This window comes from Pseudothioclava arenosa (assembly GCF_002358085.1).
Classification (GTDB): domain Bacteria; phylum Pseudomonadota; class Alphaproteobacteria; order Rhodobacterales; family Rhodobacteraceae; genus Pseudothioclava; species Pseudothioclava arenosa.
Map to the genome: position 1 here is coordinate 49,453 of NZ_NTJD01000005.1, position 24,711 is coordinate 74,163.

The following is a 24,711-nucleotide window of genomic DNA, read 5'->3' on the forward strand; positions in this document are numbered from 1 at the left end:
CCCCGGAGTATTTCGGGCTCAGTGAAAGGGATCAGGCGCCAGTTTCGACGCAATGCCGGCGGAAGGCCTTTTTCAGCAGGTCCAGCTCGGCGCGCAGCAATTCGATCTCGGCGCGCAGGTCTTCGGCGAGCGGCTCGCCCGCCATGATCAGCACACGGCCCAGGGTTTCCTGCGTCTTGCGGTCGTGGATCAGGAGCGTCACGACCCCATCCGAAAGGATCTCGGCCGGCAGTGCCACCGAGGCATGCCAGCGCCCTTCCTCACCGCGCGAGAGCGTGGGGCCCGGCAGCGGCGATTCATTGTGCAGGAGCTCGATCTGAGGCTCTTCGGGGGCGACGATGACGCCTTCCCATTTTCCGGCCCGGATATGCGACAGTTCCAGCATGCGGCCTCCTTAAAGCTCTGCCCGGGGGTGGCGCGCGAAATAGAGGTCGCGCAGCGTGATCTGGTTCATCCGCGGCCCCTCGAAGATCAGGTCGACCCAGGCCTTCTCGATCCGCTTCTCGTTCAGGCGACTATAGGCAAGATCGAACTCAACATGGCAGGCGCCTTGCGGATGCGGCAACTCGCGCACGATCTGCTCGGTGTTGGGACCATGCTTGATGTTGAGACGACAGAAGATCTCGATCGGTTTTTCCAGCTCGGCCACCATATCGAGCCGGATCAGGTGATTGAGCCGCAGCCCGGTCACCGCAGCGTCAGGCAGGTCGAGCACCAGCGACAGGAACGAGCCGTCGAAGCGGAACACATCCGTGCGCAACCCGAAGGGTGCCAGGTGGACAGCGCCGGAATTGCGGATCTGGCGGAGCGTGATTTCACTCTCGCCGCAATCGTGAAACAGGGTGACCTCACCCATCTGGCTCCGGCTCTCCGCCGCGGCGAGTCCCGGCGGAAAGACAGGGCCGCGCCAGAGGCCCGGCCGCCATGTCCAATCGCTTCCAAGCGGCGCCCGGATCGCATTCGTACCCAGCGCGGGCGATTGCAGTCGGCCTTCCGCGGTATGAATTACCCGCTCAAGATCGCGGCGCAGCGCCCAGGCCTTGCCACGCAAACCGCGCAACTCCTCCAGATCCGCATGCTCCGCCCGCTCCGCGGCCTGCTGCCAATAGATGCGGGCGCGATCTTTTCGGAAGCGTTTGAGGAGAGAGGGCGGCTTCGGCATGGCGGCGGATCGGCACCTTTGAATCGTTCGGGAATGCGCCACAATTACTGGCAAGGCCGTGGCGAGGTAAAGCATTCAATCCGGTGATAATCCAAAAAGATTACCAGTTTTCCCCGCTGATTTTGTTGACCAAAGGGAAACTTGGGGCGGTCAGTTCACCGCCCGGATCTGCGAGATGAACTCGACCAGAAGCTCGCGCTGGCGCGCGTCCGAAACCTGGTTCTCGGCCAGCGGCATCACCGAGAGCGAGGCGATGCGCCCCTCGATTACGGTAATCATGCGCCAGAACACCTGCGCCTCGGCGACGCTGGCCGGGGCCGAGCGGTCGCGGATCTTGAGCAAGAGCCGCCCCTGACCGGACCGCGCCTCGATCAGATCGACATCTTCGGTTCGCCCCGAACGGGCCAGCGTGGCGCGGCCGATATCGGTTTCGAAAAACGCGGCGATCGTCTTGATGCGGGCACTGTCGCTCAGATTGTCTTCAGGCCCCAGCGTCACGCTCAGCAGCACCGGCGCCGAGGGCCGCGGCTGCGCCGGATCGCGCGCCATCGCGGGGCAATGCCCGAACAGCACAAAGCTTGCCCCGGGCGCGTCGCGCAGGGTTTTCGGATCGACGCAGAACCCGCGCGGGGCGGCGATCACGATCTCGCCACCGGCGATGCGCGCCTGCGTCTGCACCGGGATCGGCGCGCCGGTTTCGGGCACGACACAGCCCGCCAGCGCCAGCGCGAAAACGCCGACTCCAAGCCGTGCCCATCGGAAAATGCTGCGCAGAAACTGAGTCACCCAAGGACCTCCGGCCGGCAGTGTTAGCCGCTTGGCGCGGGCGGGGCAAGCGCGCAGCATCGGGTAGCAGTGGCGGCGTCTTCGGCGTCATGGCTGACGATCAGCGCCGGGATCGCACGCGCCACGAGATGGCCTAAAACAAAGGCGCGAAACTCGGCGCGCAGCGGCGGGTCGAGCCGCGAAAATGGCTCGTCGAGCAACAGCGCGGCGGGCTCGGCCAGAAGCGCGCGCATCAGCGAGACGCGCAAACGCTGCCCGCCCGAAAGCGTCGCCGGATCGCGCCCGGCAAATCCCGGCAACGCGGCTTGCTCCAGCGCCTCTTCGATCGCCGCTCGCCGCGCCGCCCGGCCCTTGACGCGCGGCGACAACGCAAAAGCCAGATTGTCGCCGACAGAGAGATGCGGGAAGAGCGGCGCCTCTTGCAGCAAGAGCCCGATGCGCCGCGCCTCGGGCGGCTGCCCCGCTAGGTCAACCCCATTCAGCAAGACGCGCCCCTCGGCCCGAAACCCGCACGGCAGGAAGCCGCCAATCAGCGCGATCAGGCTGGATTTTCCGATGCCCGAGGGGCCGGTGACGCACAGCACTTCGCCCGGCGCAATCGTGACATCAAGCGGCGCGAAAAGGCGCGCACCGCCCGGCGGCGCAAGGGTCACGTGATCGAGGATCAGGCTCATGCGGAACCTTTCATCGCGGCGCGGTCGCGCCAGAGCCAAAGCGGCAACCAGAGCGCCGCAGCATAACCGATCAGCGGCAGCGCGGCGAGCAACAGCCCATGAAGCGCCGAAAGCCGCCGATCCGCGCCAGAGGCCAGCGCCACGGCCTCGGTCGCCAGCACCTGCACCCGCCCTGCGCCGGGCAAGAGCACCGCCAGAAACTGCGCGGCGGACACCGCGAAACCGATCGCCGCTGCAGTCGCCAACGGCCCCGCCAAAAGCGGCAGCTTGATCCGCCAGAGCCTGCGCCACGGTCCCGCGCCAAGACTTGCGGCGGCGATGACCTGCTGCGGGTCCAGCGCGCGCCACGGCCCGGCCAGCGCCAGAAGCACGTAGGGAAAGACAAAGAGCAGTTCGGCCCAGATCACGGCGATGCGTCCGGGCGGCAGCCCCAGATGCAGGAACCCCGCGGCAAGCCCCTGCAGAAACCCGATCTGCGGCACCAGAAGCGGCAGCACGATGAACGCGCCAAGGCGCAGGCGCCGCCCCGAACGGTCTTCGGCCTCGAGCCAGATCAGTGCCAGCAGAAGCGCCACCAAGATCACCGCCGCGCCGATCAGCAAGGTCTCGGCGGCCGGCGCGACCCAGCGCGCTGCCCGCCAGGCGGCCATAGAAAGCCCTTCGGGCAAGGCAGCCGGGAAATGCCACCGCGTCGCCAGCGACCAAAGCAGCAAAACGCCCGCAGCCCCCGCGCCCAGCGCCACGCCGGACACCGCCAGAACGGGCGCGGCATCGAGCCGCCAGCCCCCGCGCACTCCACGCCGCAGCCAACGCCGGGCCAGCGCGGCCAGCACACGCTCGGCCCCGATCCAGAGCCCGATCGCCCCCGCCATCACCCCCAGCAAGAGCAGCGACAGCATCGCCGCGGGCCCCTGCAGCGCAGGATCGGGCGCGGTGAACAGCCGCAAAATCTGCACCGCCAGCGTCGGCGGGTGCGACGGCCCGAGCAACAGCGCCATGTCGACGACCGACAGGGAAAACGCCAGCACGATGAACAGGGGCAGGCGCAGGCTCGGGTAAAGCTGTGGCCAGATCAGGCGCAGCCAGACCTGGCCGGGCCGATAGCCAAGGCTCCGCCCCTCGGCCATGATCCGCGCGACCGGCAGGTTCGCCGCCGCCACAAGCGTCACCAAAATCAGAAACGGCGCCTCCTTCAGCAGCAGCCCAAGGATCAGCGTCACACCCCACGGGTCGCCTACCGTCACCAGTTGCGGCGGCAGATTCCACCCTGTCGCCCAGGGCGAGAGCAGCCGCACCAGCCAGCCCGAGGGCGCCAGCAGAAACGCCAGCCCCAGCCCGAGCGCCGCATGCGGCACCGCCAGAAACGGCGCGAGCCACCCGCGCGCCGCACCTCGCGCCCAGAGCCAGCGCGCCAGCGGGATAGACACCGCCAGCGACAAGAGCGTCGCGCCAACCCCGGTGACCAGCGTCAGCCGCAACCCCACCGCCAGCCCCGGCAGATCGGGCCATCCCTGCCCCCAGGCCTGCGCCAGCATGACCCCAAGCCCCGCCAGAACCGGCAGGCCGATCAGCACGAGCATAAGGGCGGCGACAAGGACCATCCCGGGCTCAGGGCGTCATCCGCCGCGCCCAATCCTCGGCCAGACGGGTCATCCAGCTGGGATGCGGCTCGGGCAGGGTCGGGCCCAATTCGTCAAGGCCGGGCAGGTTCGGCGCTTGCGGGATCGCGGCAAAAGCCGCCCGCGCGGGCGCATCGAGCCGCGCCGGGTCCAGCACCGAATAGGCACCCAGCACCTCGACATTCTGCATCTCGGCCTGCACCTCGGGCGCAAGCAGCAGGTTTGCGATGACCTCGGCGCCCTCGCGATGCGCGGCATTGAACGGGATCGCGACGAAGGAGATATTGCCAAGGCTCCCCGCCTCGGGCACCGAGACCCGCACGGTTTCCGGCAGGACGCCTTGCGCCACCAGTGCCGCCGGCGCGCCCGGATCGAAGAACATCGCGATGTCGATCTCGCCATCCGCCAAGAGCTGCGCCTGCACGGATTCGTTTTCGGGGAAGGCCCGGCCCGCGCGCCAAAGGTTCGGGCGCAGCGCGTCATACCAGGCCCACAAGGGCGCCACCTGCGCGGCATAGGTTTCATCGGTTGCCGGCAACGCCAGCACCGCCGGGTCCGGCGCCAGCGACACCAACGCCTGTTTCAGGAACGTCGCCCCCATGAAATTCGCGGGGTTCGGATGGGTCATCCGCCCCGGATGCTCGGCCGCCCATTCGGGGAAATCGACCATGTCGCGCGGCATCACCGGCAAGCGCCCGGCATCGTAGGCAAAGACGAATTTCGCCAGCCGCCATGGCGCCTCCAGCCCCTCGACCGGCACGGTGAAATCGCGCGTGGCAGGCGCGCCTTCGGACAGATCAAGATAGGCCGCGTTCGGCAGGTCTGCGACGAAGGGGCCGTGCAGCAATCCCTCGTCCTTCATCGCAAGGAAATTCGGCCCGTTGATCCAGATCAGGTCCACCGCGCCGCCCTCGGACTGGCCCGCGGATTTTTCGGCGCGCACCCGCGCCACGGCCTCGGCGGTGTCGGTCAACTTCACCTGCTCGATGCGCACGCCATAGGCCGCCTCGGCACGATCCGAGACCCTCTCGATGAAGGCATTGGTGCGCGGATCGCCGCCCCAGGCGTGCCAATAAACGGTCTGGCCGCGCGCTGCGGCGAGGGTTTCGCTCCAATCCGCGAGCGCAGGGCTGGCGGCGCAGATCAGGGCAGCAAGCAGAAGCCTCATGCATCCTCCGAAAGCAGGCGCCAGCCGATCAGCCAGCGCGACAAGGTGGTGACCGCGCAGGCCGCGGCGAAAAGATAGGCGAGCGGCGCAAAGGCCTGCGGCATCAGGCAGATCAGTGCGAAAAAGGCGATGGTCTCGGCGCCTTCGGTCAGCCCGCCGAGGTAATAGATGCCTTTGGTCGGGTAGGACGGCGCGGCAATGCCGCGCTTCGCCGCGATCACCGCAAAGGCCAGAAAGCTTGAACCGGTGCCGACGAAAGCCGCGATCAGCACCGCCGCCGCCAGCGCATTCGCCGAAGGGTCAGCCAGCGCGAAGCCCAAGGGCACGAGCGCGTAAAAGGCGAAGTCCAGCGCGATGTCGAGGAAGGCGCCGCGATCGGTGGGGCCCTGCCACCGCGCCAGCGCGCCATCCAGCCCGTCGGCCAGCCGGTTCAGCAAGATGCAGACCAGAGCCAGCCCGAATTGCTGCGCAGCAAGAGCGGGCAGCGACAACGCCCCCAGCGCGAATCCCGCCAGCGTCACCTGATCGGCGCGCAGCCCCCGCGCGTCGGTCCAGGCCGCAATCGGCGCCATCAGCCGTTGCTGCACCGGCAGCAAAAGCGCGTCGATCATCCGCGCCTCCAATCCATGAACCGTTGCGCCAGACGCAACAGGCGCGGGCTGACGTGGCCTTGCTTCCACCGCCCCGAGGCATTTTTCGCCGCCTCCGCCCAGGACGGGTAAACATGCGGCGTGGCCAGGATCTTGCCCAAGCCCATCCGGTGCCGCATCGCCAGCGCGAATTCGGCGATGATCTCGGCGGCATGGGGGCCGAGCACCGTCACCCCCAGAATGCGGTCCGAGCCTTTCGGCGTCACGATCTTGACGAAGCCCGCCCGGCGGCCCTCGGCAATCGCACGATCGAGGTCTGCGAGCGGATAGGTTACCACCTCATGCGGGCCGCTCACCTCGGCCTCGGTCAGCCCGACGCGGGCCAGCTCGGGCGAGGTGAAAACCGCCGCCGGGATCGGCGCGGCATCGGCCCGAAACCGCCAGAACGGTCGCGCCAGCGCATTGGCTGCGGCCACCCAGCCCTGATGCCCCGCCGCATTGGTCAGTTGTAGCGGACCCGCAGCATCGCCCGCAGCATAGATATGCGGCATCAGCGTCTGCAGCCAGGCGTTGGTCTCGATCACACGGTCGACGGGCAAGCCCAGCTCCTCCAGCCCGAACCCCGTCAGCCGCGCGCGCCGCCCCACCGCGACAAGCAGCGCGTCAAACCCGATCCGGCGCCCGTCCGAAAGCTCGATCCAGCGCCCGTCATCGGTACCGCAGCGCGTCGCCGCCTGCCCGAGCAAGACCTCGACCCCGTTACGCCGCAGCGCAGCATCAACCGCAGCGGAGGCCTCGGGTTCTTCGCGCGGCAAGAGCCGCGGCCCGGCCTCGATCAGCGTCACGCCCGCGCCCAGCTGCGCCAGCGCCTGCGCGATCTCGCAGCCGATCGGACCACCGCCCAGAATGGCCAGGCGCGCGGGCGGCGCGGGCAGCCCCGCGAGGTAATCCCACAGCGTTTCCGAGGTCAGCGGCGCGACCGTCGCAAGCCCCGGCAGGTCGGGCAGAACGGGCGCGGCGCCCGTCGCCAGAATGATGCCGCGCGCGCTCAGGCGGCGGCCCGCCACCTCGACCGTCCAGGGATCGACCAGCCGGGCGTGGCCACGCAGCACCTCGACGCCAAGGCCCTCGTATCGCTCGACCGAGTCATGCGGCGCGACCTGCGCGATCACCTCTTGCACCCGCGCCATCACCGCCGGGAAATCGACGCGCGGCGCGGCGTGAATGCCCAGATCCGCCGCCGCGCGCGCCTCGCTGGCGGCCCGCGCCGAGGCGATCAGCGCCTTTGACGGCACGCAGCCCGAGTTCAGGCAATCGCCGCCCATCCGCTCGGCCTCGATCAGCGTGACGCGAGCCTTGGCGGCCGCGCCGACATAGGCCGCGACCAGCCCCGCCGCCCCCGCGCCGATCACGATCAGGTTGCGGTCGAACCGCGCCGGGCGCGTGTAGCCGCGCAGCGCGCGCCGTCTCCGCAGCACCGCCAGCGCCGCCCGCGCGACCCAGGGCAAAAGCCCGATCGCCACGAAAGCCGCGATCAGCCCGGGCGAGAGGATCCCCGAGAGACTCTGGATCTGGCCCAGCTGCGCCCCCGCCGCGACATAAGCAGCGGTGCCCGGCAACATCCCGATTTGCGAAATGCCGTAGAACCGCGCGACCCGCATGCCAGTCAGCCCGAAGGCAAGATTGATCGCGAAAAACGGCACCACCGGAATGAGTCGCAGCGAAAACAGGAAGAACCCGCCGTCGCGCGCCACGCCGCGTTCAATCGCGGCAAGCCGCCCGCCGAGCTTCGCCCGCACCCAATCGCGCGCCAGATAACGCGCGGCCAGAAAGGCCAGCGTCGCCCCGATCGTCGAGGCAAAGGAAATCAGCACCAGCGCCTGCCAGAAACCAAACACCGCCCCACCCAAGAGCGTCATCGGCACCGCGAGCGGCAGGGACAGCGCCGTCACCCCGACATAGGCCGCAAAGAACCCACCGGCGAGCGCGACAGGCCGCGCCGCCCGCAAATCCTCCAGCGCCGCGCGCCAGTCTTGCAGCCGTGCCAGATCGGGCTCTGCCACCACGGCCAGAGCCGCCAGAGCCACCACGATCAGGACAAGAAACAAAAGCGGTTTGCGCAACTCGCGGACGGGCCTCCCATTTTCTGCAGGATAGGCCGGGGCAGCGCGGACTGTCCATCGCCGCGCGCGATCGTGATCGGGGGTTTCGCCCGCCTGCGGGCTTTGGCAATCTGGCGCGGGCGGCGTGGGCCGCCAATGGAGAGCAGATGGACAGGCAGATCCTTACCGGGGCGCGGATTTTCGACGGGCAGAGCCTGCACGTGGGGCTATCACTGCTGATCGAGGCGGGGCGCATCGGGGCGATTGGCCCGCGTACGACGCTGCCTGACGCGCCGGTTCTGGCCCTGCCCGGTGGCGTGCTGGCGCCCGGGTTGATCGACCTACAGGTGAATGGCGGCGGCGGCGTGATGCTCGATGGCGCGGCCAACCCCGAGCAGATCGCGACGATCTGCGCGGCCCATGCGCGGCTGGGCACGACGGGGCTCTTGCCGACGCTGATCACCGACACGCCGCAGGCCACCCGCGCGGTGTTGGCGGCGGGCGTGGCTTCGGTCGGGCGGGTGCCGGGGTTACTGGGTCTGCATCTGGAGGGGCCGCATCTGGACCCGCGGCGACACGGCGCCCATGATCCGGCGCTGATCCGGCCGCTCGATCAGGACGACATCGAGCTTTACTGCGAGGCGCGCGCCGGGCTGCCCGCGCTGATGATCACGCTGGCGCCGGCCTCGGCCACGCCCGAGCAGATCGCGACGCTGGTGCGCGCGGGCATCGTGGTGAGCCTCGGCCATGCCGAATGCAGTTTCGAAGAGGCCCATGTCGCGCAGCGGGCGGGAGCGGCTATGGTCACCCATCTGTTCAACGCGATGAGCCAGATGCAGTCGCGCGCGCCGGGGCTGGTGGGCGCGGCGCTGGCCCTGCCGCTGGCCGCCGGGCTAATCGCGGACGGCATCCATGTCCACCCCGAGACGCTGCGCATCGCGCTGGCCGCGAAGCCCGCGGGCGAGATGTTTCTGGTCACTGACGCGATGGCCTGCGCGGGCACCGCGATGACCGAGTTCACACTGGGCGGGCGACGGATTCTGCGCAGCGAAAACGCGCTGCGGCTGGAAAACGGGACGCTGGCGGGCGCGGATCTGGCCCTGCCTCAGGCAATCAAGCTGATGATCGAGCAGGTCGGCATTTCACCCGAGCGCGCGCTGGCGATGGCCACGCGCATCCCCGCCGATCTCATCGGAGCCGAGGCCGGGCGGTTGGCGCCCGGCGCACCCGCCGATCTGGTTCACCTGTCGGACGACTGGATGCTGCGCAGCATCTGGCGCGGCGGCGTGCCGGTTCAGGCGAAGTCCGCGACCGCGTAACCCTGAATATACAGCAGCGCCGAGAGGTCGCCGTGGTTGATGCGGATATCGCATTGCGCGGCAACCGAAGGTTTGGCGTGCAGCGCAACCCCCGCGCCCGCAAGGTTCAGCATCCCCAGATCGTTGGCGCCGTCACCCACCGCCATCACCTCGTCATGCGTGAGCCCCAGCCGCGCGGTGATTTCCTCGAGCGCCTGCACCTTGGCTTCGCGGCCAAGGATCGGGCGCGAGGGCACGCCGGTCAGCTTGCCCTCTTCGATCAGCAGGATATTGGCGCGGTTCTCATCAAACCCCAGCGTCTCGGCGACAAAGCCGGTGAAGGCCGTGAACCCGCCCGAGACCAGCGCGCAATAGGCGCCGTTCGCCTTCATCGTCGCCAGCAGGTCATGGCCGCCCGGCATGAAGGTGATGCGCTCTTCGATGACGGTCTGGATCACGCCCTCGGGCAGGCCGCGCAACAGGCCCACACGCTCGGTCAGCGCGCCCTCGAAATCCAGCTCGCCATTCATCGCGCGGGCGGTGATTTCCTTGACCCGCTCGCCGACGCCCGCCACATCGGCCAACTCGTCGATGCATTCCTGCTGGATCATCGTCGAATCCATGTCGGCCAGCAGCATCTTCTTGCGCCGCCCCTCGGCGGGCTGCACGACAAGGTCCACGCCCAGCCCCTGCAGGCCCTCCCAGGCCTCCCAGCGATTCGCGGGCACCGCCGGAATCGCGAACTCGGCGGCGACATTGGGGTTGAGCCATTTTGCCTCACCCCCACCCCAGGCATTGCGCAGCGATTCTACCGTTGTGGCGTCCAGATCGGCCTTGAGAGGCGAAACAAGCAAGGTGGCGATATACATGGGCGCTCCTTTCGGGGATGTCGCAATCGTGTCCTGAAGCGGCGGATTAGACGAATTTTCCCTCTTGTGCCAGTGGGGGCAACCCGAGTATGTGCGTCGGTGGGACACCCCTCCCCAACGAGGGGCGTTTATCTGGAAGGATACCATCAATGGCAATGAATGCTCCGGCCGCGCGTCCGGCCAATCCGCGCTTTTCTTCGGGCCCCTGCACGAAGATCCCCGGCTTCTCCCTCGACATGCTTGCTGATGCTCCGCTCGGTCGTTCGCACCGTGCTGCGGTCGGCAAGGCCAAGCTGAAAGAAGCGATCGAAACCACCCGTGAAATTCTGGGCGTGCCCGCGGATTACCGCATCGGCATCGTTCCCGCCTCGGACACCGGCGCCGTGGAAATGGCGCTGTGGTCGCTCCTGGGCGCCCGCCCGGTGACCATGTGCGCTTGGGAATCGTTCGGTTCGGGCTGGGTCACCGATGTGGTGAAACAGCTGAAACTCGACGCCACCGTGAAAACCGCCGACTACGGCGACATCGTCGATTTCGGCACCGTCGATTTCAACAGCGACGTGGTCTTTACCTGGAACGGCACCACCTCGGGCGTGCGCGTCGCCAATGGCGATGCGATCCCGGCGGACCGCGAAGGCCTGACCATCTGCGACGCGACCTCGGCCGCCTTCGCGATGGAGCTGCCCTGGGACAAGCTCGATGTCACCACCTTCTCCTGGCAGAAAGTGCTGGGCGGTGAGGGTGGCCATGGCGTGCTGATCCTGTCGCCCCGCGCTGTCGAGCGCCTCGAAAGCTACAGCCCCGCCTGGCCGCTGCCGAAGATCTTCCGCATGACCAAGGGCGGCAAGCTGATCGAAGGCATCTTTGTCGGCGAAACCATCAACACCCCCTCGATGCTCTGCGTCGAAGACTACCTCGTCGCGATGAACTGGGCGAAGTCGATCGGCGGCCTCAAGGGCCTCGTCGGTCGCGCCGAAGCCAACGCGAAAGTGGTCTGGGATTTCTGCGCCGAGAAACCGTGGATCGCGAACCTCGCCAATGACCCGGCGACGGCCTCGACCACCTCGGTCTGCCTGAAGTTCACCGATGATCGCATCAAGGACGGCGCGGCTTTTGCCAAGGCCGTCGCCAAGCGCCTGGAAAAAGAGGGCGTGGCCCTCGACGTGGGCGCCTATCGCGACGCACCGGCGGGCCTGCGCATCTGGTGTGGCTCGACGGTGGAAACCGCCGACGTTGCGGCGCTGATGCCCTGGCTCGAATTCGCCTTCGAGGCCGAAATCGCGGCGCAAGCCTGATTTGACAGACAGGCGGGCCACGCCGGCCCGCCCCTCCTGACATCCAGACATCGAAAAAGGAGCCCACCATGGCCCCCAAGGTTCTCATTTCCGACAAGCTGTCGAACGCCGCCATCCAGATCTTCAAGGACCGCGGCATCGAAGTCGATTTCCGCCCGGAACTCGGCAAAGACAAAGAAGCGCTCGCCGCCGCGATCGGTGATTACGACGGTCTCGCGATCCGCTCGGCCACCAAGGTCACCGCCGCCCTGCTCGAGCACGCGACCAACCTCAAGGTCGTCGGCCGCGCCGGCATCGGCACCGACAACGTCGACAAGGAAGCCGCCTCGAAGAAAGGCGTGATCGTGATGAACACGCCGTTTGGCAACATGATCACCACCGCCGAACACGCGATCGCGATGATGTTCGCCGTGGCGCGCCAGATCCCGGAAGCCTCGGCCTCGACCCATGCCGGCAAATGGGAAAAGTCGAAATTCATGGGCGTCGAGCTGACCGCGAAAACGCTGGGCGTGATCGGTGCGGGCAACATCGGCGGCATCGTCTGCGACCGCGCCAAGGGCCTCAAGATGAAGGTCATCGCCTACGATCCCTTCCTCTCGGAAGAAAAGGCCGAGAAGATGGGCGTCGAAAAGGTCGACCTCGAAGAGCTGCTCAAGCGCGCCGATTTCATCACGCTGCATGTGCCGCTGACCGACCAGACCCGCAACATCCTGTCGCGTGAAAACCTCGCCAAGACCAAGAAGGGCGTGCGCATCATCAACTGCGCCCGTGGCGGTCTGGTCGACGAGGCCGCGCTGGCCGAAATGCTGCAGTCGGGCCACGTGGCCGGCGCCGCTTTCGACGTGTTTTCGGTTGAACCGGCTGTCGAAAACCCGCTGTTCAACCTGCCGAACGTGGTCTGCACGCCGCACCTCGGCGCCTCGACCACCGAAGCGCAGGAAAACGTGGCGCTGCAAGTGGCCGAGCAGATGGCGAACTACCTGCTCGACGGCGCCGTGGAAAACGCGCTGAACATGCCCTCGATGACCGCCGAAGAAGCCAAGGTCATGGGCCCCTGGGTCAAGCTCGCCGAGCACCTCGGCTCGTTCATCGGCCAGATGACCGACGACGCGATCAAGGCGATCAACATCACCTATGACGGGCTCGTCGCCGGGATGAACCTCAAGGCGCTGGACGCCGCCGTGGTCGCGGGCATCATGAAGGCCTCGCAGCCCGACATGAACATGGTCTCGGCCCCGGTCGTCGCGAAAGAGCGTGGCATCCAGATCTCGACCACCTCGCAAGACAAGTCGGGCGTGTTCGACGGCTACATCAAGGTGACCGTGGTCTCGGAATCGAAAGAGCGCTCGATCGCCGGCACCTGCTTCTCGGATGGCAAGCCGCGCTTCATCCAGATCAAGGGCATCAACATCGACGCCGAAGTGGGCGAGCACATGCTCTACACCACCAACGCCGACGTCCCGGGCATCATCGGCACGCTGGGCACCCTGCTCGGCCAGCACGGCGCCAACGTCGCCAACTTCACGCTGGGCCGCTCGAAAGCCGGCGGTGAAGCGATCGCGATCGCCTATCTCGATGCTGCCGTGGACGCGGACATCATCAAAGAGCTGACTGCGACCGGCCTCTTCAAGCAGGTCAAGGCGCTCGAGTTCAATCTCTGAGCCGCCCACCAGCGCAAGAAACAGAGCCCCGGCCACCTCGGCCGGGGTTTTTTTCTTTTCGCATCCTCGATTTCAAATTACGTTCCGTCACGTCAGCGCACGCCCACTAGCGTGCTGTGCAGGCGCGGCGTTACGTTGCGCCAACTTTTAAACACGGAGACCTACCATGACCGGAATCGTCATTCTCTCGGGCGCGCGCACCGCGATCGGCACCTTTGGCGGCAGCCTCTCGGGCTTTGCCCCGATCGAGCTGGCCACCTTCGCCTCGCGTGAGGCCATTGCCCGCTCGGGCATCAGCGCCGAGCAGATCGGCCATGTGGTCTTCGGCCATATCATCAACACCGAGCCGCGCGACATGTATCTCTCGCGCGTGGCCTCGGTCGAAGCCGGCGTGCCGGTTGGCACCCCCGCGATGAACGTGAACCGCCTCTGCGGCTCGGGCCTGCAAGCGATGGTTTCGGCCGCCCAGGCGCTGCGCGAAGGCGAAGCCGATTTCGCGCTCGCCGGCGGTGCCGACTGCATGAGCCGCGCCCCCTACATCTCGCAGGTCGCCCGCTTCGGTCAGAAGATGGGTGATGCGCGCATGATCGACATGATGGTCGGCGCCCTGACCTGCCCCTTCGGCACCGGCCACATGGGCGTGACCGCCGAGAACGTCGCCTGCGAGATGTCGATCTCGCGCGAAGAACAGGACGCCTTCGCTCTGGAAAGCCAGCGCCGCGCCCAGGCCGCGATCGAAGCCGGCAACTTCAAGGACGAAATCGTCCCGGTCGAGATCAAGACCCGCAAGGGCGTGACTGTCTTCGACACCGACGAGCACCCCAAAGCCACCACGATCGAGGCGCTCTCGGGCCTGCGCACCGTGTTCAAGAAGGACGGCACCGTCACCGCCGGCAACGCCTCGGGCATCAATGACGGCGCCGCCGCACTGGTTCTGGCGCGCGAAGACGCCGCCGCCGCCGCGGGTCTCAAGCCGCGCGCGCGCATCCTCGGCTATGCCGTCGCGGGCGTGCGCCCCGAGGTGATGGGCCTCGGTCCGATCCCCGCCGTGCGCAAGCTCTGCGAGCGCACCGGGCTCGACATCAATGACTTCGACGTCATCGAGTCGAACGAAGCCTTCGCGGCGCAGGCTCTGGCCGTGTCGAAAGAGCTGGGCCTTGACCCCGCCAAGGTCAACCCGAACGGCGGCGCGATCGCGCTTGGCCACCCGATCGGCGCGACCGGCGCGATCCTCGCGGTCAAGGCGCTCTATGAACTGGAACGCACCGGCGGCAAACGCGCCCTGCTGACCATGTGCATCGGCGGCGGTCAGGGCATCGCGGTCGCGATCGAACGCATGTAATCCCAATTTTACATAATTCGAAGCCTTGGGGGCGCGTGGATTAAGGGTTAATTCACGCGCCCTCTTCTATTTTCGACCCGTAGGTTCTTTTGGCGGGTCACATGAGCATGCATTCCACGATAGCCGACAAGCTCGCACAGGAGCGTCGGGCAAGGCTCGCGGCGGAGCGGCTGCTGGAGCAGAAGAAGCACGAGTTGTTCGCCGCGAACCAGAAGCTCGCGCAGCATGCGCGCGCGCTTTCCGATCAGCTTGTCGAGCAGCGCAGCGGGCTTGAACGCGCTTTATCGGAAGCCGCCTCGCTGAAAGGCGAAAACTCGCGCGTACTCGTTGATCTGGAGCGCGCGAATTCGATGGCGCTCTTGGCACGGCGCAGGCTCTGGGATGCGATCGAAACCGTGCAGGACGGCTTCGCGGTGTTCGACCCGGACCTCAAGCTGGTCTGCGCGAACCAGGCCTATCTGTCTTTTTTCCGCGGTGAGGTCGCGATCGCGGCCGGAGTGAGCTATGACGCGGTGCTTAAGGTCGTGGGCAGCTCGGGGCTGGTCGATCTGGACGGGCGCGACCCGCAGGATTGGCATCACGAGATGATTGCGCGCATCCATAGCAAGCGGATCGAGCCGCTCGTGGTCACGACCTACAAGGGTCGGCACCTGCGGCTGACCGATCGCTGGGGCTCGGATGGCGACCTGGTTTGCCTCGTGCAAGACATCACGCCGATCATCGAACGCGAAGAGGCGCTGCGCGAGGCGCGCGACAAGGCCGAGGCCGCGAACCGCGCCAAATCCGCTTTTCTTGCCAATATGAGTCACGAGATCCGCACGCCAATGAACGGCGTCATCGGCATGGCCGAGCTGATCTGCGATACTGAGCTGAGCGAAGAGCAACGCCTTTACGCCGAGACCATTCGCTCGTCGAGCGAGGCGCTTTTGGCGATCATCAACGATGTACTCGACTATTCGAAGATCGAGGCCGAGAGGCTGCGCCTCTACCCCGAGGAATTCGACCTCGAACGCTGCCTGCACGAGATCATGATCCTGCTGCAACCGATGGCCAGCAAGAAAGACGTCCGCCTTCTGGTCGATTACGACATGTTCCTACCGACACGCTTCCTCGCCGATCCGGGGCGGATGCGGCAAGTGCTGACCAACCTGATCGGGAATGCGGTGAAATTCACCGAAACCGGCCATGTGCTCGCCCGCGTCGTCGGGTTCGAAAAGCAGGACGCGCGCTATGAGCTGCACGTCTCGGTCGAGGATACCGGGATCGGCATCGCGCCCGAGAACCTCGAACATGTGTTTGGCGAGTTCAATCAGGTTGAGGCCGAGACCAACCGGAAATTCGAAGGCACCGGGTTGGGCCTCGCGATCACGCGCCGCCTCGTCGAGCTGATGGACGGCGACGTCTGGGTCGATAGCGAGTTGGGGCGCGGCTCCTGTTTCGGCTTCCGCATCACCGTCGAACGCGCGGAACCGCCAGAACCGCGTATGGAAATGCAGGCCCCGATCACGCTACGCGCCGCGCTTGTGGTCGACGACCTTCTGGTGAACCGCGTCATCCTCGAACGCCAGCTGCAGACCTACGGGCTCGACGTCACACTTTGCCGATCCGGCGCCGAGGCGTTGCAGGCCATCGAGGACGGCACGCAATTCGATGTCGTGCTGACGGACTACCGGATGCCCGAAATGAACGGACTCGAACTGGCGCAGAACCTGCAACATCTGGGCCTGACGACCCCGATCCTGATGCTGACCTCCGACCCGCAGGCTATCTCGGAGGCCGCCGCGTTTTCCGATCAGATCAGATGCCTCGAAAAGCCCGTTCTGCGCTCCGATCTCTATCGGGTGCTGCTGCGGCTCTCCGAACCTGTTGCCGAGAACACGCCAACGCCCCCTCCGGCGTCAGCGCCCAAGATCGCCTCGCGCCTGATGCGTGTCCTGGCCGCGGAAGACAATCGGACGAACCAATTGGTTCTGCGCAAGATGCTCAAACATCTCGATATCGACCTGCGCTTTGCCAATAACGGGCGCGAGGCGGTCGATCTGTGGCAGAGCTTCGCGCCCGATCTGATCCTGATGGATATCTCGATGCCCGAAATGGACGGGCGCACGGCGACCCGTGAAATCCGCGACCGCGAGGCAGCGCAGGGAGGGCATGTGCCGATCTGTGCGCTGACCGCCCATGCGATGGACGGCGACGCCGATGAGATCCTTGCCGCCGGGGTGGATTTCTACCTGACCAAGCCGCTGAAAAAGACGCTGATCGAAACCCGCATTCTGGCGCATGTCCCGGATGATGCGCGCGATCCGGGCGGAAGCAATCAAGCGCCGGAGTAATCACCGAAACTGTGCGATGATTTCCAGAAAGGCATCGCCAAAGCGCTCGATCTTGGGTGCCGTCATGCCGCCGATCCGCGACAACTCGGCGGTCGTGCGCGGGCGCGCCTCGGCGATCCGGCGCAATTCCGAGGCGCTCAGGCTCAGTTGCCGCGCAAGCCCGTCTTCGCCACGCGCAAGCCGTTGCTGCGCCTCGGCGAGCTGATCGAAAATCTCGCCTGCCGCGCTGCCAGCCAGGCGCCGCCGCTGCGGATGCTGCTCGGGTACTTCACCCGCAATCACCTCAAGGAACGCGCGTCCGTAGCTTTCCAGCTTCTTCGCGCCGACCCCGTTCACGCGCGCCATCGCATCAAGGCTCGCGGGCCGCGTTTCTGCCATCTCGATCAGGGTGCGATCGTTGAAAATCATATAGGCCGGCAGGCCCGCCGTCTCGGCCAGCGCGCGGCGCTTGGCCTTCAGCGCCGACAAAAGCGGCGCGTCCTCGTCCGACACCAACGCCTTGACCACCGGCCCCGATTTCGCGCGCTTCACCAGATCGCTGCGCAGCGTAATCCGTTCTTCGCCGCGCAGAATCGGATGTGCGCGCCGCGTCATCACCAACGCCCCATGCCGCGCAGCATCGGGCCGCAGCAGGTCATGCCCCATCATCTGCCGGAACAACGCCTGCCATTGCGCGCGCGTCATGTCGCACCCGACGCCGAAGGTTGGCAGCCGGTCGTGCCCGCGCGCGCGGATCTTGTCGGTGTCCTGCCCAAGCAGGATCTCGATCAGATGGCCGGCGCCATAGCTTTCCTCGGTGCGCAACGCGGCCGAAAGCGCCTTGCGCACGGCCTCGGTCGCGTCGAACGTCTCGGGCGGGCGATCGCAGAGATCACAATTGCCGCAGGGCTCGGCCAAGGTTTCGCCGAAATAGGCCAGGAGCTGCTGACGCCGACAGCCAATCGCCTCGGCCAGACCCAAAAGTGCATTCAGCCGCCCGTGGTCGGCCGCCTTGCGCTCGGGCGGTGCAAGGCCCTCGTCGATCTGAACGCGGCGCAGGCGAATGTCATCAGGTCCGAAGAGTGCGAAGGTCTCGGCCGGGGCGCCATCGCGACCGGCACGACCGATTTCCTGATAATAGGCCTCGATCGACTTGGGCAGATCGGCATGGGCGACCCAGCGGATGTCGGGCTTGTCGATGCCCATCCCGAAGGCCACCGTCGCCACCACGATCAGCCCGTCCTCGCGCTGAAACCGGGCCTCGACCAGACGACGATCCTCGGCCTCCATGCCGCCGTGGTAGTGGCAGGCGGCGTGACCGGCCTCGCGCAGCGCCGCCGCCAGCGCCTCGGTCTTGGCGCGCGAGGCGCAATAGACGATGCCCGACTGGCCTTTTCGCTGCGCAGCGAAATCGAGGATCTGCCGCCGCGGCTGATCCTTGGGCGCGAAGGCGAGATGGATGTTCGGGCGGTCAAAGCCGCGCAGAAACTCGGCGGGCTGGCGGCCCTCGAAGAGCCGCGCGACAATCTCGGCGCGGGTCTCTTCGTCGGCGGTCGCGGTGAAGGCGGCCAGCGGCACGCCCAGCGCGCGCTTGAGTTCCCCGATGCGCAGGTAATCGGGGCGGAAATCATGGCCCCACTGGCTGACGCAATGGGCCTCGTCGACCGCGATCAGCGCAACCTTGCTGCGCCGCAGCAAGGCCAATGCTGCACCCGAGGCCAGTCGCTCGGGCGCCATGTAGAGGAGTTTCAGCCGCCCTGCATCAAGCGCGGCAAACACCTCTTCGGTTTCCTCTTCGGTATTACCCGAAGTCAGGGCGCCCGCCTCGACCCCCGCTTCGCGCAGTGCCCGGACCTGATCGCGCATCAGCGCGATCAGCGGCGAGATCACCACGGTCAGGCCGGGCAGGCACAGCGCGGGCAGTTGGAAACACAGGGACTTTCCGCCGCCCGTCGGCATGATCGCCAGCGTGTCGCGCCCCGCGATCACCGCGCGCACGATTTCCTCCTGCCCGGGGCGGAAGGCCTGAAAGCCGAAGACGCTGGCCAGAAGGCCCTCGGGGGTCTGCCCCGCCGAAGCCACCCCGTCGGCCGCCACCGATCAGAACCCGGCGGCGCTGTAGAAGAAGCCGGCGTTGTTGCGCAGCGCCTGACGCAGGATGATGATCAGGATGAAGGCCACCAGCGGCGCGAGGTCCAGCATGCCGGTATTGGGCAGGAAGCGCCGGATGCGCGAATAGATCGGCTCGAGCACGCTATTGAGCCCGTACCAGATCTGCGCGACCAGCGGCTGGCGCAGGTTGAGCACCTGAAAGTTAATCAGCCAGCTCATCACGATATGCGCGATCATGACGAAATAGACGACCCCGAGGATCATATCGAGTGCCTGATAAAGCGTGACCATGCCTGCCTCCGTTGGACTTGACACACAGGTAAGGCCTCGGGCGCGCGCGTGCAACCGCCAGATCACGCGCATGTGCCGTAACGTCCACGTTGACGGCCTTGCCGCAGCGCGGCACCGATGGATCAGGAGGCCCGCGATGTATCCCTATGCCCGTTTCTTCAAGGCCGCCCTTTCGGCGCGGCGCGCCCCGCGTCTTGGCATTCTCGACACCCATGTCAGCCAGCACATCTGCTGGCCCTGGGATATCGACCCCTGGATGGAGCTGAACAACGGCCGCACGCTGACGTTGTACGACCTTGGCCGCGTCGGGATCTCGATCCGCACCGGGCTCTGGGCGATGCTGCAACGCCAGAAATGGGGCATCGTCGTCGCCGGCGCCACGGTGCGCTATCGCCGCCGCATCACCGCGTTCAAGTGCTTCGAGATGCGCACCCGCTGCATCGGCTGGGACGATCGGTTCCTCTACATGGAGCAAAGCATGTGGCGCGACGGCGAGTGTTCGTCCGCCGTGCTGATCCGCGGCGCGATCACCTCGCGCAAGGGCATGGTGCCGCCCGCGCAGGCGCTTGAAGCGATGGGCGAAAGCCCGCAGAGCCCGCCCCTGCCCGACTGGGTCTGGAGCTGGATCGACGCCGATGCAACCCGGACATGGCCGCCCGAAGGTTAGAGCCGGCCCATTCACCTTGCGTCACCTGCCGAATTCGGGCTTGATCGCGCGGCGCGGTACAGGACGCGGAGCAGACAGGGGGCCGGAATGGTCAGCGCGAAGAAACGCATCTGGGGCTGGTTCTTTTTCGACTGGGCCAGCCAGCCGTATCACACCGTCCTGTTAACCTTCATCTACGGCCCGTTCTTTGCCTCGGTCGCCTCGGCCTGGCTGGTTTCGAGCGGCCTCGACGAAAGCGCCGCCGATGCGCAGGCGCAATCGCTCTGGTCGATGATGCTGACGATCTCGGGGCTGCTGATCGGCTTCGGCGCGCCACTGATGGGGGCACTGGCGGATTCCTCGGGGCGGCGTCGGCCGTGGATTTTGGGGTTCTCGGTGCTCTACGTGCTGGGCGCGGCGGCGCTCTGGTTCACCGATCCGGCGGGCGGCAATGCCTTCGCGATGCTGCTGGCCTTCGGGCTCGGCTTCATCGGCGCCGAATTCGCCCTGATCTTCATCAATGCGCAGCTGCCCAGCCTGATTTCGCGCGACGAGATCGGCAAGGTCTCGGGATCGGGCTTTGCCTTTGGATATGTCGGAGGGCTTGTCGCGCTGGCCATCGTGCTGCTGTTTCTGGCCGAGCAACCCGACGGGCGCACGCTGATCGGACTCACGCCCGGGCTGGGCCTGTTTGAAAGCGGAAGCTTCGCTGGCACCCGGGCGGTCGGGCCGTTCACCGCGCTCTGGTATCTGGTGTTCATGATCCCCTACGTGATGTGGGTGCATGAGCCCAAGGCCACGCGGCGCACCTCGTTTCGCGCGGCGCTTGGCATCCTTGGGCGCTCGCTGCGCGGGCTTCGCCACAAGCGCAGCCTGACCTCTTATCTCCTGTCCTCGATGTTCTACCGCGACGCGCTGAACGGGCTGTATGGTTTTGGCGGGGTCTATGCCAATCTGGTGCTCGACTGGTCGATCGTGACGATCGGCATCTTCGGCATCGTCTCGGGCGTGGCCGCGGCCTTCTTCAGCTGGCTGGGCGGCAAGCTCGATGCACGACTGGGGCCGAAGCCGGTGATTACCGGCGCGATCTGGGTGCTGATCGGGGTGGTGGTGCTGATCGTCGGCATGACCCGCGAAAGCCTTTTCGGCATGCCGCTGGCCGAGGGATCGCGCCTGCCCGACATCCTGTTCTTTATCTGCGGCATCCTGATCGGCGGCATGGGCGGCACGCTGCAGGCGGCCTCGCGCACGCTGATGGTGCGCCATTGCGACCCCGCCGCGCCCACCGAGAGCTTCGGGCTTTACGGGCTGTCGGGGCGGGCGACCTCGTTCATGGCGCCCGCGCTGATCTACGTGGTCACCACCGCGACCGGATCGGCGCGTTTCGGCGTATCGCCCCTGATCGGCCTTTTCCTCCTGGGCCTCGTGCTGCTAGCATTCGTCAAGCCCGAAGGCGAAGCCCACGATCCGTGATCCGAGCAGGACAGCCTATGTTTCGAACCCTCCTTGCCGCCCTTTGCCTGATCGCAACCCTTGGCGGCGCGGCCGAGGCCGAGCAGCTCGCGCGCAATCTCTTCGGTGCGAAAGCCACCCCCTCGCGACAAGACCCGGAGCCGATCGGCTTCTATTCCAAGGGCTGCGCGGCGGGGCTGGTGGCGATGCCCGAAACCGGGCCGACCTGGCAGGCGATGCGACTGTCGCGCAACCGCAACTGGGGCCACCCCGAAATGATCACCTTCCTGCAGGACCTTTCGCGCTATGCCGCGAGCTTGCCCGGCTGGAAGGGGCTTTACGTCGGCGATATCTCGCAGCCGCGCGGCGGCCCGATGACCGGCGGCCATGCCAGCCACCAGATCGGGCTTGATGCCGATATCTGGATGCTGCCGCCCAAATCGTTGAAGCTCTCGCGCAGCGAACGCGAAAAGATCAGCTCGATCTCGGTGCGCACCAACGACCAGCGCGCGGTGAACGGCAACTGGTCGGGTCAGCACATGGCGCTGCTGAAGGCGGCCGCCTCGGACCCGCGCGTCGATCGCGTCTTTGTCGCCGCCGCCGTCAAGATCGAGATGTGCCGTACCGCCGGTTCCGACCGCGCCTGGCTGCAAAAGGTGCGCCCGATCTATGGCCATAACACCCATTTCCACGTGCGGCTGAAATGCCCCAAGGGCGCGCGCAATTGCGAGACCCAGAAACCGACCGTGCGCAGCCTCTCGAAGGGCGGCGACGGGTGCGATGAAACGCTGACCTGGTGGGTGACCGACTATCTGAACCCGCCGAAAACCGCGCCAGCAAAGCCCAAGGGCCCGCCGAAGAAGGGCGCGAAAACCTACACTCTGTCGGACCTGCCTCGGGAATGCAGAAACGTTCTGGCCGCACGTTGAGCCAAGCCGCTGTCGCGCTGGCAGCCTGCCTGTTGCTGACGGCCTCAAGCGGCGCCGAAGAGCCTGCGCGCGCGGAGTTTCTGCAAAGCATCCGCTGGCGCGGCGACGATCCGGCCTTCGGCGGGTTCTCGGGGCTGGAGCTTTCAGAGGATGGCGTCGGGTTCACGACGATCTCGGATCGTGGGACGATCTGGCGCGGCCAGATCGAGCGCGATGCCGAGGGCACGATCCGCAGCGTTTCGGCCAGCCCTCCGGCGGTCTTGCAGAACCAGAGCGGGCGGCCCCTGCGGCGCAGCGAAGGCGATTCCGAGGGGCTGGCGCTGGCCCCGGACGGATCGGCCTTCATCAGCTTCGAAGGCCTGCACCGCGTCGCGCATTACCCGCGCGATGATGGCCCCTCCGCGCCCTTGCCGCGCCCCGATGCATTCCGCGATCTGCAACCGAACTCGGGGCTTGAGGCGCTTGCGATCGACGCCGAGGGCGCGCTTTACGCGCTGCCCGAGCGCTCGGGCAAGCTGACCCGCCCCTTCCCGGTGTTCCGCTATCGAAACGGCGCCTGGGACCAGCCCTTCGCGATCCCGCGCGATGGCGACTGGCTGCCGGTCGGCGCGGATTTCGGCCCGGACGGCCGGTTCTACCTGCTGGAGCGGGATTTCTGGGGCCTGCTTGGCTTTCTCAGCCGCGTCCGCGTCTTCACCATCGAGGGCGACCGGATCACGGGCGGCGAGGTGCTACTGCAAACCCGCGCGGGCCGGCATGACAACCTTGAAGGACTCGCCGTCTGGCGCGACGCGCAGGGCGCGATCCGGCTGACGATGATCTCGGATGACAATTTCCGCCTGCTGCAACGCACCGAGATCGTCGAATACCGTCTGGCGCCGCGCGATTTTCATTGACTCGCCGCCCCCCGCGCGCGTATTCGCCCGCCTGCCCGTGCGTCGTGCGGGCCATGTCACCGCGACCATGTAAAAACGGTTCAGAAAAATGAAACGCACCCTTCCTGGCATTCTTGCCATGGCCACCATCGTCGTGGCCTCGAACATCCTTGTTCAGTTCCTCGTGGGCGACTGGCTCACCTGGGGCGCCTTTACCTATCCTTTCGCCTTCCTCGTCACCGACGTGATGAACCGGGTCTATGGCCCGGCCTCCGCGCGCCGCGTGATCTTTGCCGGCTTCGTCGTCGGTGTCGCCTGTTCGCTGATCGGCTCGCAGATCATGCTGCAGGGCGACGGCTTCGAATACCCGGCCGTGACCCTGCGCATCGCCGTGGGTTCGGGCACCGCCTTCCTGATCGCGCAGCTGATGGACGTCGCCGTCTTTGACCGGATGCGCGGTGGCCAGTGGTGGAAAGCGCCGCTGGTCTCGACCATCGTCGGCTCGTCGCTCGACACGGCGATCTTCTTCTCGATCGCCTTCGCCGGGCAACTGGCCTTCCTCGAACCGGGCAATGACGTGTCTTGGGCGAACGAGGCCGTACCGCTCCTGGGCTTCGGCGCAATGGCGCCGCTCTGGGTTTCGTTAGCGGTAGCAGACTGGGTTGTGAAAATCGCCCTTTCCTTGATCGCGCTGCTTCCTTTTAAGGCAATTGTCACGAAACTTTCGCCACAGGTTGCGTGAAAGTTTTTGACAAACACAAAATCTGTGTCAGCCTGTGGATAACGGCAGCGCAATGAAAGGAGGTGGTCCAGTGTCGAGAGTGATATTGGAGAGAGGTATCGGGACAGTCAGGGGGGCCGTGGCCTGAGGGCAGACCCTAGGGCAAAGAACCTTGACTGGGCCGGCTGGTCGCCAAGACCCTAACCGGACCATCTCCGTAGATCTCGAAGGGCCGTCTCTCAGAGACGGCCCTTTTTGCTGGGCCGCCATAGCACGGATCGCCCGATCTGTCGTTGACGCAGATCACGGCTGACCCAGCGGCAAGGGCGCAGGCTTTTCTCTTCACGTTTAATCTGGGAGGAGAAAATGCGTGTTGCACCTTGGATGATCGCTGCGGCGCTTTGCGTGGCGGCAAGTCCGACATGGGCGGAAGGCCCGATGGTCGGCGAGAAGCTCTTTACCCAGTATTGTGCGAGTTGCCACGGCACGGACGCCAAGGGGGGCGGGCCGATGGCCGAGTATCTCACGGTCGCGCCCGCCGACCTGACCACGCTGAGCGCGCACAATGATGGCGCGTTCCCGATGCTGCGGGTCATCCACACCATCGACGGGCGCACGGGCGTTCGCGCCCATGGCGGTCCGATGCCGGTCTTCGGCGACCTGTTCATGGCCGAGACCGACGACGGGGTGGAGAGATCCTATAACGAGGCACTGGAAACCCGCGGCCGGGTGCTCTCACTCGCGACCTATCTCGAGGCACTGCAGCAATAGCCCCGCCCTGAAACGCGGCCCACCCGCCCCGAACCC

General features: G+C 66.5%; 22 protein-coding genes. 11 read left to right on the forward strand and 11 right to left on the reverse strand.

Annotation, left to right across the window (positions count from 1 at the left end):
- Positions 1–31: 31 nt before the first annotated feature.
- The 8 genes from CLN94_RS07930 to CLN94_RS07965 all read right to left on the reverse strand — a co-directional run bounded on the left by CLN94_RS07930 (position 32) and on the right by CLN94_RS07965 (position 8,122).
- Complete coding sequence (locus tag CLN94_RS07930; RefSeq protein ID WP_096432961.1) at positions 32–385, reverse strand: hypothetical protein; 354 nt, start codon at positions 383–385, stop codon at positions 32–34.
- Positions 386–394: 9 nt separating this feature from the next.
- Positions 395–1,237 carry a DUF6478 family protein gene (locus tag CLN94_RS07935; protein WP_342744537.1) on the reverse strand — a complete coding sequence of 281 codons (843 nt, stop codon included), beginning with the start codon at positions 1,235–1,237 and terminating at the stop codon, positions 395–397.
- 75 nt (positions 1,238–1,312) lie between these two features.
- Positions 1,313–1,948, reverse strand: a complete 636-nt coding sequence (locus tag CLN94_RS07940) for a hypothetical protein (RefSeq protein WP_143598891.1) — start codon at positions 1,946–1,948, stop codon at positions 1,313–1,315.
- 23 nt (positions 1,949–1,971) lie between these two features.
- Positions 1,972–2,622 carry an ATP-binding cassette domain-containing protein gene (locus tag CLN94_RS07945; RefSeq protein WP_096432967.1) on the reverse strand — a complete coding sequence of 217 codons (651 nt, stop codon included), beginning with the start codon at positions 2,620–2,622 and terminating at the stop codon, positions 1,972–1,974.
- Complete coding sequence (locus tag CLN94_RS07950; protein WP_096432969.1) at positions 2,619–4,223, reverse strand: ABC transporter permease; 1,605 nt, start codon at positions 4,221–4,223, stop codon at positions 2,619–2,621. The genes CLN94_RS07945 and CLN94_RS07950 overlap by 4 nt, the downstream gene beginning before the upstream one ends.
- Before the next feature lie 7 nt (positions 4,224–4,230).
- The gene (locus CLN94_RS07955) at positions 4,231–5,409 is read right to left on the reverse strand and encodes an ABC transporter substrate-binding protein (RefSeq protein WP_096432971.1); all 1,179 of its coding nucleotides are present in this window, start codon (positions 5,407–5,409) and stop codon (positions 4,231–4,233) included.
- Positions 5,406–6,020, reverse strand: coding sequence for a CDP-alcohol phosphatidyltransferase family protein (locus tag CLN94_RS07960; protein ID WP_096432973.1), 615 nt, complete (start codon positions 6,018–6,020; stop codon positions 5,406–5,408). The genes CLN94_RS07955 and CLN94_RS07960 overlap by 4 nt, the downstream gene beginning before the upstream one ends.
- A complete protein-coding gene (locus CLN94_RS07965) occupies positions 6,017–8,122 on the reverse strand; it encodes an FAD-dependent oxidoreductase (RefSeq protein WP_096432975.1) in 2,106 nt (701 codons plus the stop codon). Before CLN94_RS07965 ends, CLN94_RS07960 begins: the two co-directional genes overlap by 4 nt.
- Positions 8,123–8,268: 146 nt before the next feature.
- Here CLN94_RS07965 and nagA point away from each other — a divergent pair, with 146 nt between their 5' ends.
- On the forward strand, positions 8,269–9,420 hold the full coding sequence (nagA, locus tag CLN94_RS07970) for an N-acetylglucosamine-6-phosphate deacetylase (protein ID WP_096432977.1): 1,152 nt from the start codon (positions 8,269–8,271) through the stop codon (positions 9,418–9,420).
- Here nagA and serB read toward each other — a convergent pair.
- On the reverse strand, positions 9,396–10,268 hold the full coding sequence (gene serB, locus CLN94_RS07975; protein WP_096432979.1) for a phosphoserine phosphatase SerB: 873 nt from the start codon (positions 10,266–10,268) through the stop codon (positions 9,396–9,398). The two genes, nagA and serB, sit on opposite strands and share 25 nt — an antisense overlap.
- 149 nt (positions 10,269–10,417) lie before the next feature.
- Between serB and CLN94_RS07980 the strand changes: the two genes are divergently transcribed.
- From CLN94_RS07980 to CLN94_RS07995, 4 genes are all read left to right on the forward strand, one after another.
- Entirely contained in the window at positions 10,418–11,563 is a 1,146-nt protein-coding gene (locus tag CLN94_RS07980) for a phosphoserine transaminase (protein WP_096432981.1), read from the forward strand.
- Between the two features lie 68 nt (positions 11,564–11,631).
- A complete protein-coding gene (gene serA / locus CLN94_RS07985) occupies positions 11,632–13,224 on the forward strand; it encodes a phosphoglycerate dehydrogenase (protein ID WP_096432983.1) in 1,593 nt (530 codons plus the stop codon).
- A gap of 166 nt (positions 13,225–13,390) precedes the next feature.
- Positions 13,391–14,566 carry an acetyl-CoA C-acyltransferase family protein gene (locus tag CLN94_RS07990; RefSeq protein ID WP_096432985.1) on the forward strand — a complete coding sequence of 392 codons (1,176 nt, stop codon included), beginning with the start codon at positions 13,391–13,393 and terminating at the stop codon, positions 14,564–14,566.
- Positions 14,567–14,667: 101 nt separating this feature from the next.
- Entirely contained in the window at positions 14,668–16,899 is a 2,232-nt protein-coding gene (locus CLN94_RS07995) for a response regulator (RefSeq protein WP_342744538.1), read from the forward strand.
- Here the strand turns inward: CLN94_RS07995 and recQ are convergent, their stop codons facing one another.
- Both recQ and CLN94_RS08005 read right to left on the reverse strand, forming a co-directional pair.
- Complete coding sequence (recQ, locus tag CLN94_RS08000; protein ID WP_245845156.1) at positions 16,900–18,975, reverse strand: DNA helicase RecQ; 2,076 nt, start codon at positions 18,973–18,975, stop codon at positions 16,900–16,902.
- A gap of 3 nt (positions 18,976–18,978) precedes the next feature.
- Complete coding sequence (locus CLN94_RS08005) at positions 18,979–19,281, reverse strand: YggT family protein (RefSeq protein ID WP_096432987.1); 303 nt, start codon at positions 19,279–19,281, stop codon at positions 18,979–18,981.
- Positions 19,282–19,417: 136 nt separating this feature from the next.
- Here CLN94_RS08005 and CLN94_RS08010 point away from each other — a divergent pair, with 136 nt between their 5' ends.
- From CLN94_RS08010 to CLN94_RS08035, 6 genes are all read left to right on the forward strand, one after another.
- On the forward strand, positions 19,418–19,948 hold the full coding sequence (locus CLN94_RS08010; protein WP_096432989.1) for an acyl-CoA thioesterase: 531 nt from the start codon (positions 19,418–19,420) through the stop codon (positions 19,946–19,948).
- A gap of 87 nt (positions 19,949–20,035) precedes the next feature.
- Positions 20,036–21,400: an MFS transporter gene (locus tag CLN94_RS08015; RefSeq protein WP_096432991.1), complete on the forward strand. Its 1,365-nt coding sequence runs from the start codon at positions 20,036–20,038 to the stop codon at positions 21,398–21,400.
- 17 nt (positions 21,401–21,417) lie between these two features.
- Positions 21,418–22,308, forward strand: coding sequence for a penicillin-insensitive murein endopeptidase (gene mepA / locus CLN94_RS08020; RefSeq protein WP_096432993.1), 891 nt, complete (start codon positions 21,418–21,420; stop codon positions 22,306–22,308).
- Positions 22,281–23,204 carry an esterase-like activity of phytase family protein gene (locus CLN94_RS08025; protein WP_096432995.1) on the forward strand — a complete coding sequence of 308 codons (924 nt, stop codon included), beginning with the start codon at positions 22,281–22,283 and terminating at the stop codon, positions 23,202–23,204. Before mepA ends, CLN94_RS08025 begins: the two co-directional genes overlap by 28 nt.
- 88 nt (positions 23,205–23,292) lie before the next feature.
- Positions 23,293–23,925: a queuosine precursor transporter gene (locus CLN94_RS08030; protein ID WP_096432997.1), complete on the forward strand. Its 633-nt coding sequence runs from the start codon at positions 23,293–23,295 to the stop codon at positions 23,923–23,925.
- 345 nt (positions 23,926–24,270) lie between these two features.
- Positions 24,271–24,675, forward strand: a complete 405-nt coding sequence (locus CLN94_RS08035; RefSeq protein ID WP_096432999.1) for a c-type cytochrome — start codon at positions 24,271–24,273, stop codon at positions 24,673–24,675.
- The last annotated feature ends 36 nt before the right edge of the window (positions 24,676–24,711 follow it).

Coding starts and splice junctions, on each gene's coding strand:
- CLN94_RS07930 (WP_096432961.1), bottom strand. CDS start 385: ATGCTGGAACTGTCGCATATCCGGGCCGGAAAATGGGAAGGCGTCATC.
- CLN94_RS07935 (WP_342744537.1), bottom strand. CDS start 1,237: ATGCTTTACCTCGCCACGGCCTTGCCAGTAATTGTGGCGCATTCCCGA.
- CLN94_RS07945 (WP_096432967.1), bottom strand. CDS start 2,622: ATGAGCCTGATCCTCGATCACGTGACCCTTGCGCCGCCGGGCGGTGCG.
- CLN94_RS07950 (WP_096432969.1), bottom strand. CDS start 4,223: ATGGTCCTTGTCGCCGCCCTTATGCTCGTGCTGATCGGCCTGCCGGTT.
- CLN94_RS07955 (WP_096432971.1), bottom strand. CDS start 5,409: ATGAGGCTTCTGCTTGCTGCCCTGATCTGCGCCGCCAGCCCTGCGCTC.
- CLN94_RS07960 (WP_096432973.1), bottom strand. CDS start 6,020: ATGATCGACGCGCTTTTGCTGCCGGTGCAGCAACGGCTGATGGCGCCG.
- nagA (WP_096432977.1), top strand. CDS start 8,269: ATGGACAGGCAGATCCTTACCGGGGCGCGGATTTTCGACGGGCAGAGC.
- serB (WP_096432979.1), bottom strand. CDS start 10,268: ATGTATATCGCCACCTTGCTTGTTTCGCCTCTCAAGGCCGATCTGGAC.
- CLN94_RS07980 (WP_096432981.1), top strand. CDS start 10,418: ATGGCAATGAATGCTCCGGCCGCGCGTCCGGCCAATCCGCGCTTTTCT.
- serA (WP_096432983.1), top strand. CDS start 11,632: ATGGCCCCCAAGGTTCTCATTTCCGACAAGCTGTCGAACGCCGCCATC.
- CLN94_RS07990 (WP_096432985.1), top strand. CDS start 13,391: ATGACCGGAATCGTCATTCTCTCGGGCGCGCGCACCGCGATCGGCACC.
- CLN94_RS07995 (WP_342744538.1), top strand. CDS start 14,668: ATGAGCATGCATTCCACGATAGCCGACAAGCTCGCACAGGAGCGTCGG.
- CLN94_RS08005 (WP_096432987.1), bottom strand. CDS start 19,281: ATGGTCACGCTTTATCAGGCACTCGATATGATCCTCGGGGTCGTCTAT.
- CLN94_RS08010 (WP_096432989.1), top strand. CDS start 19,418: ATGTATCCCTATGCCCGTTTCTTCAAGGCCGCCCTTTCGGCGCGGCGC.
- CLN94_RS08015 (WP_096432991.1), top strand. CDS start 20,036: ATGGTCAGCGCGAAGAAACGCATCTGGGGCTGGTTCTTTTTCGACTGG.
- mepA (WP_096432993.1), top strand. CDS start 21,418: ATGTTTCGAACCCTCCTTGCCGCCCTTTGCCTGATCGCAACCCTTGGC.
- CLN94_RS08025 (WP_096432995.1), top strand. CDS start 22,281: ATGCAGAAACGTTCTGGCCGCACGTTGAGCCAAGCCGCTGTCGCGCTG.
- CLN94_RS08030 (WP_096432997.1), top strand. CDS start 23,293: ATGAAACGCACCCTTCCTGGCATTCTTGCCATGGCCACCATCGTCGTG.
- CLN94_RS08035 (WP_096432999.1), top strand. CDS start 24,271: ATGCGTGTTGCACCTTGGATGATCGCTGCGGCGCTTTGCGTGGCGGCA.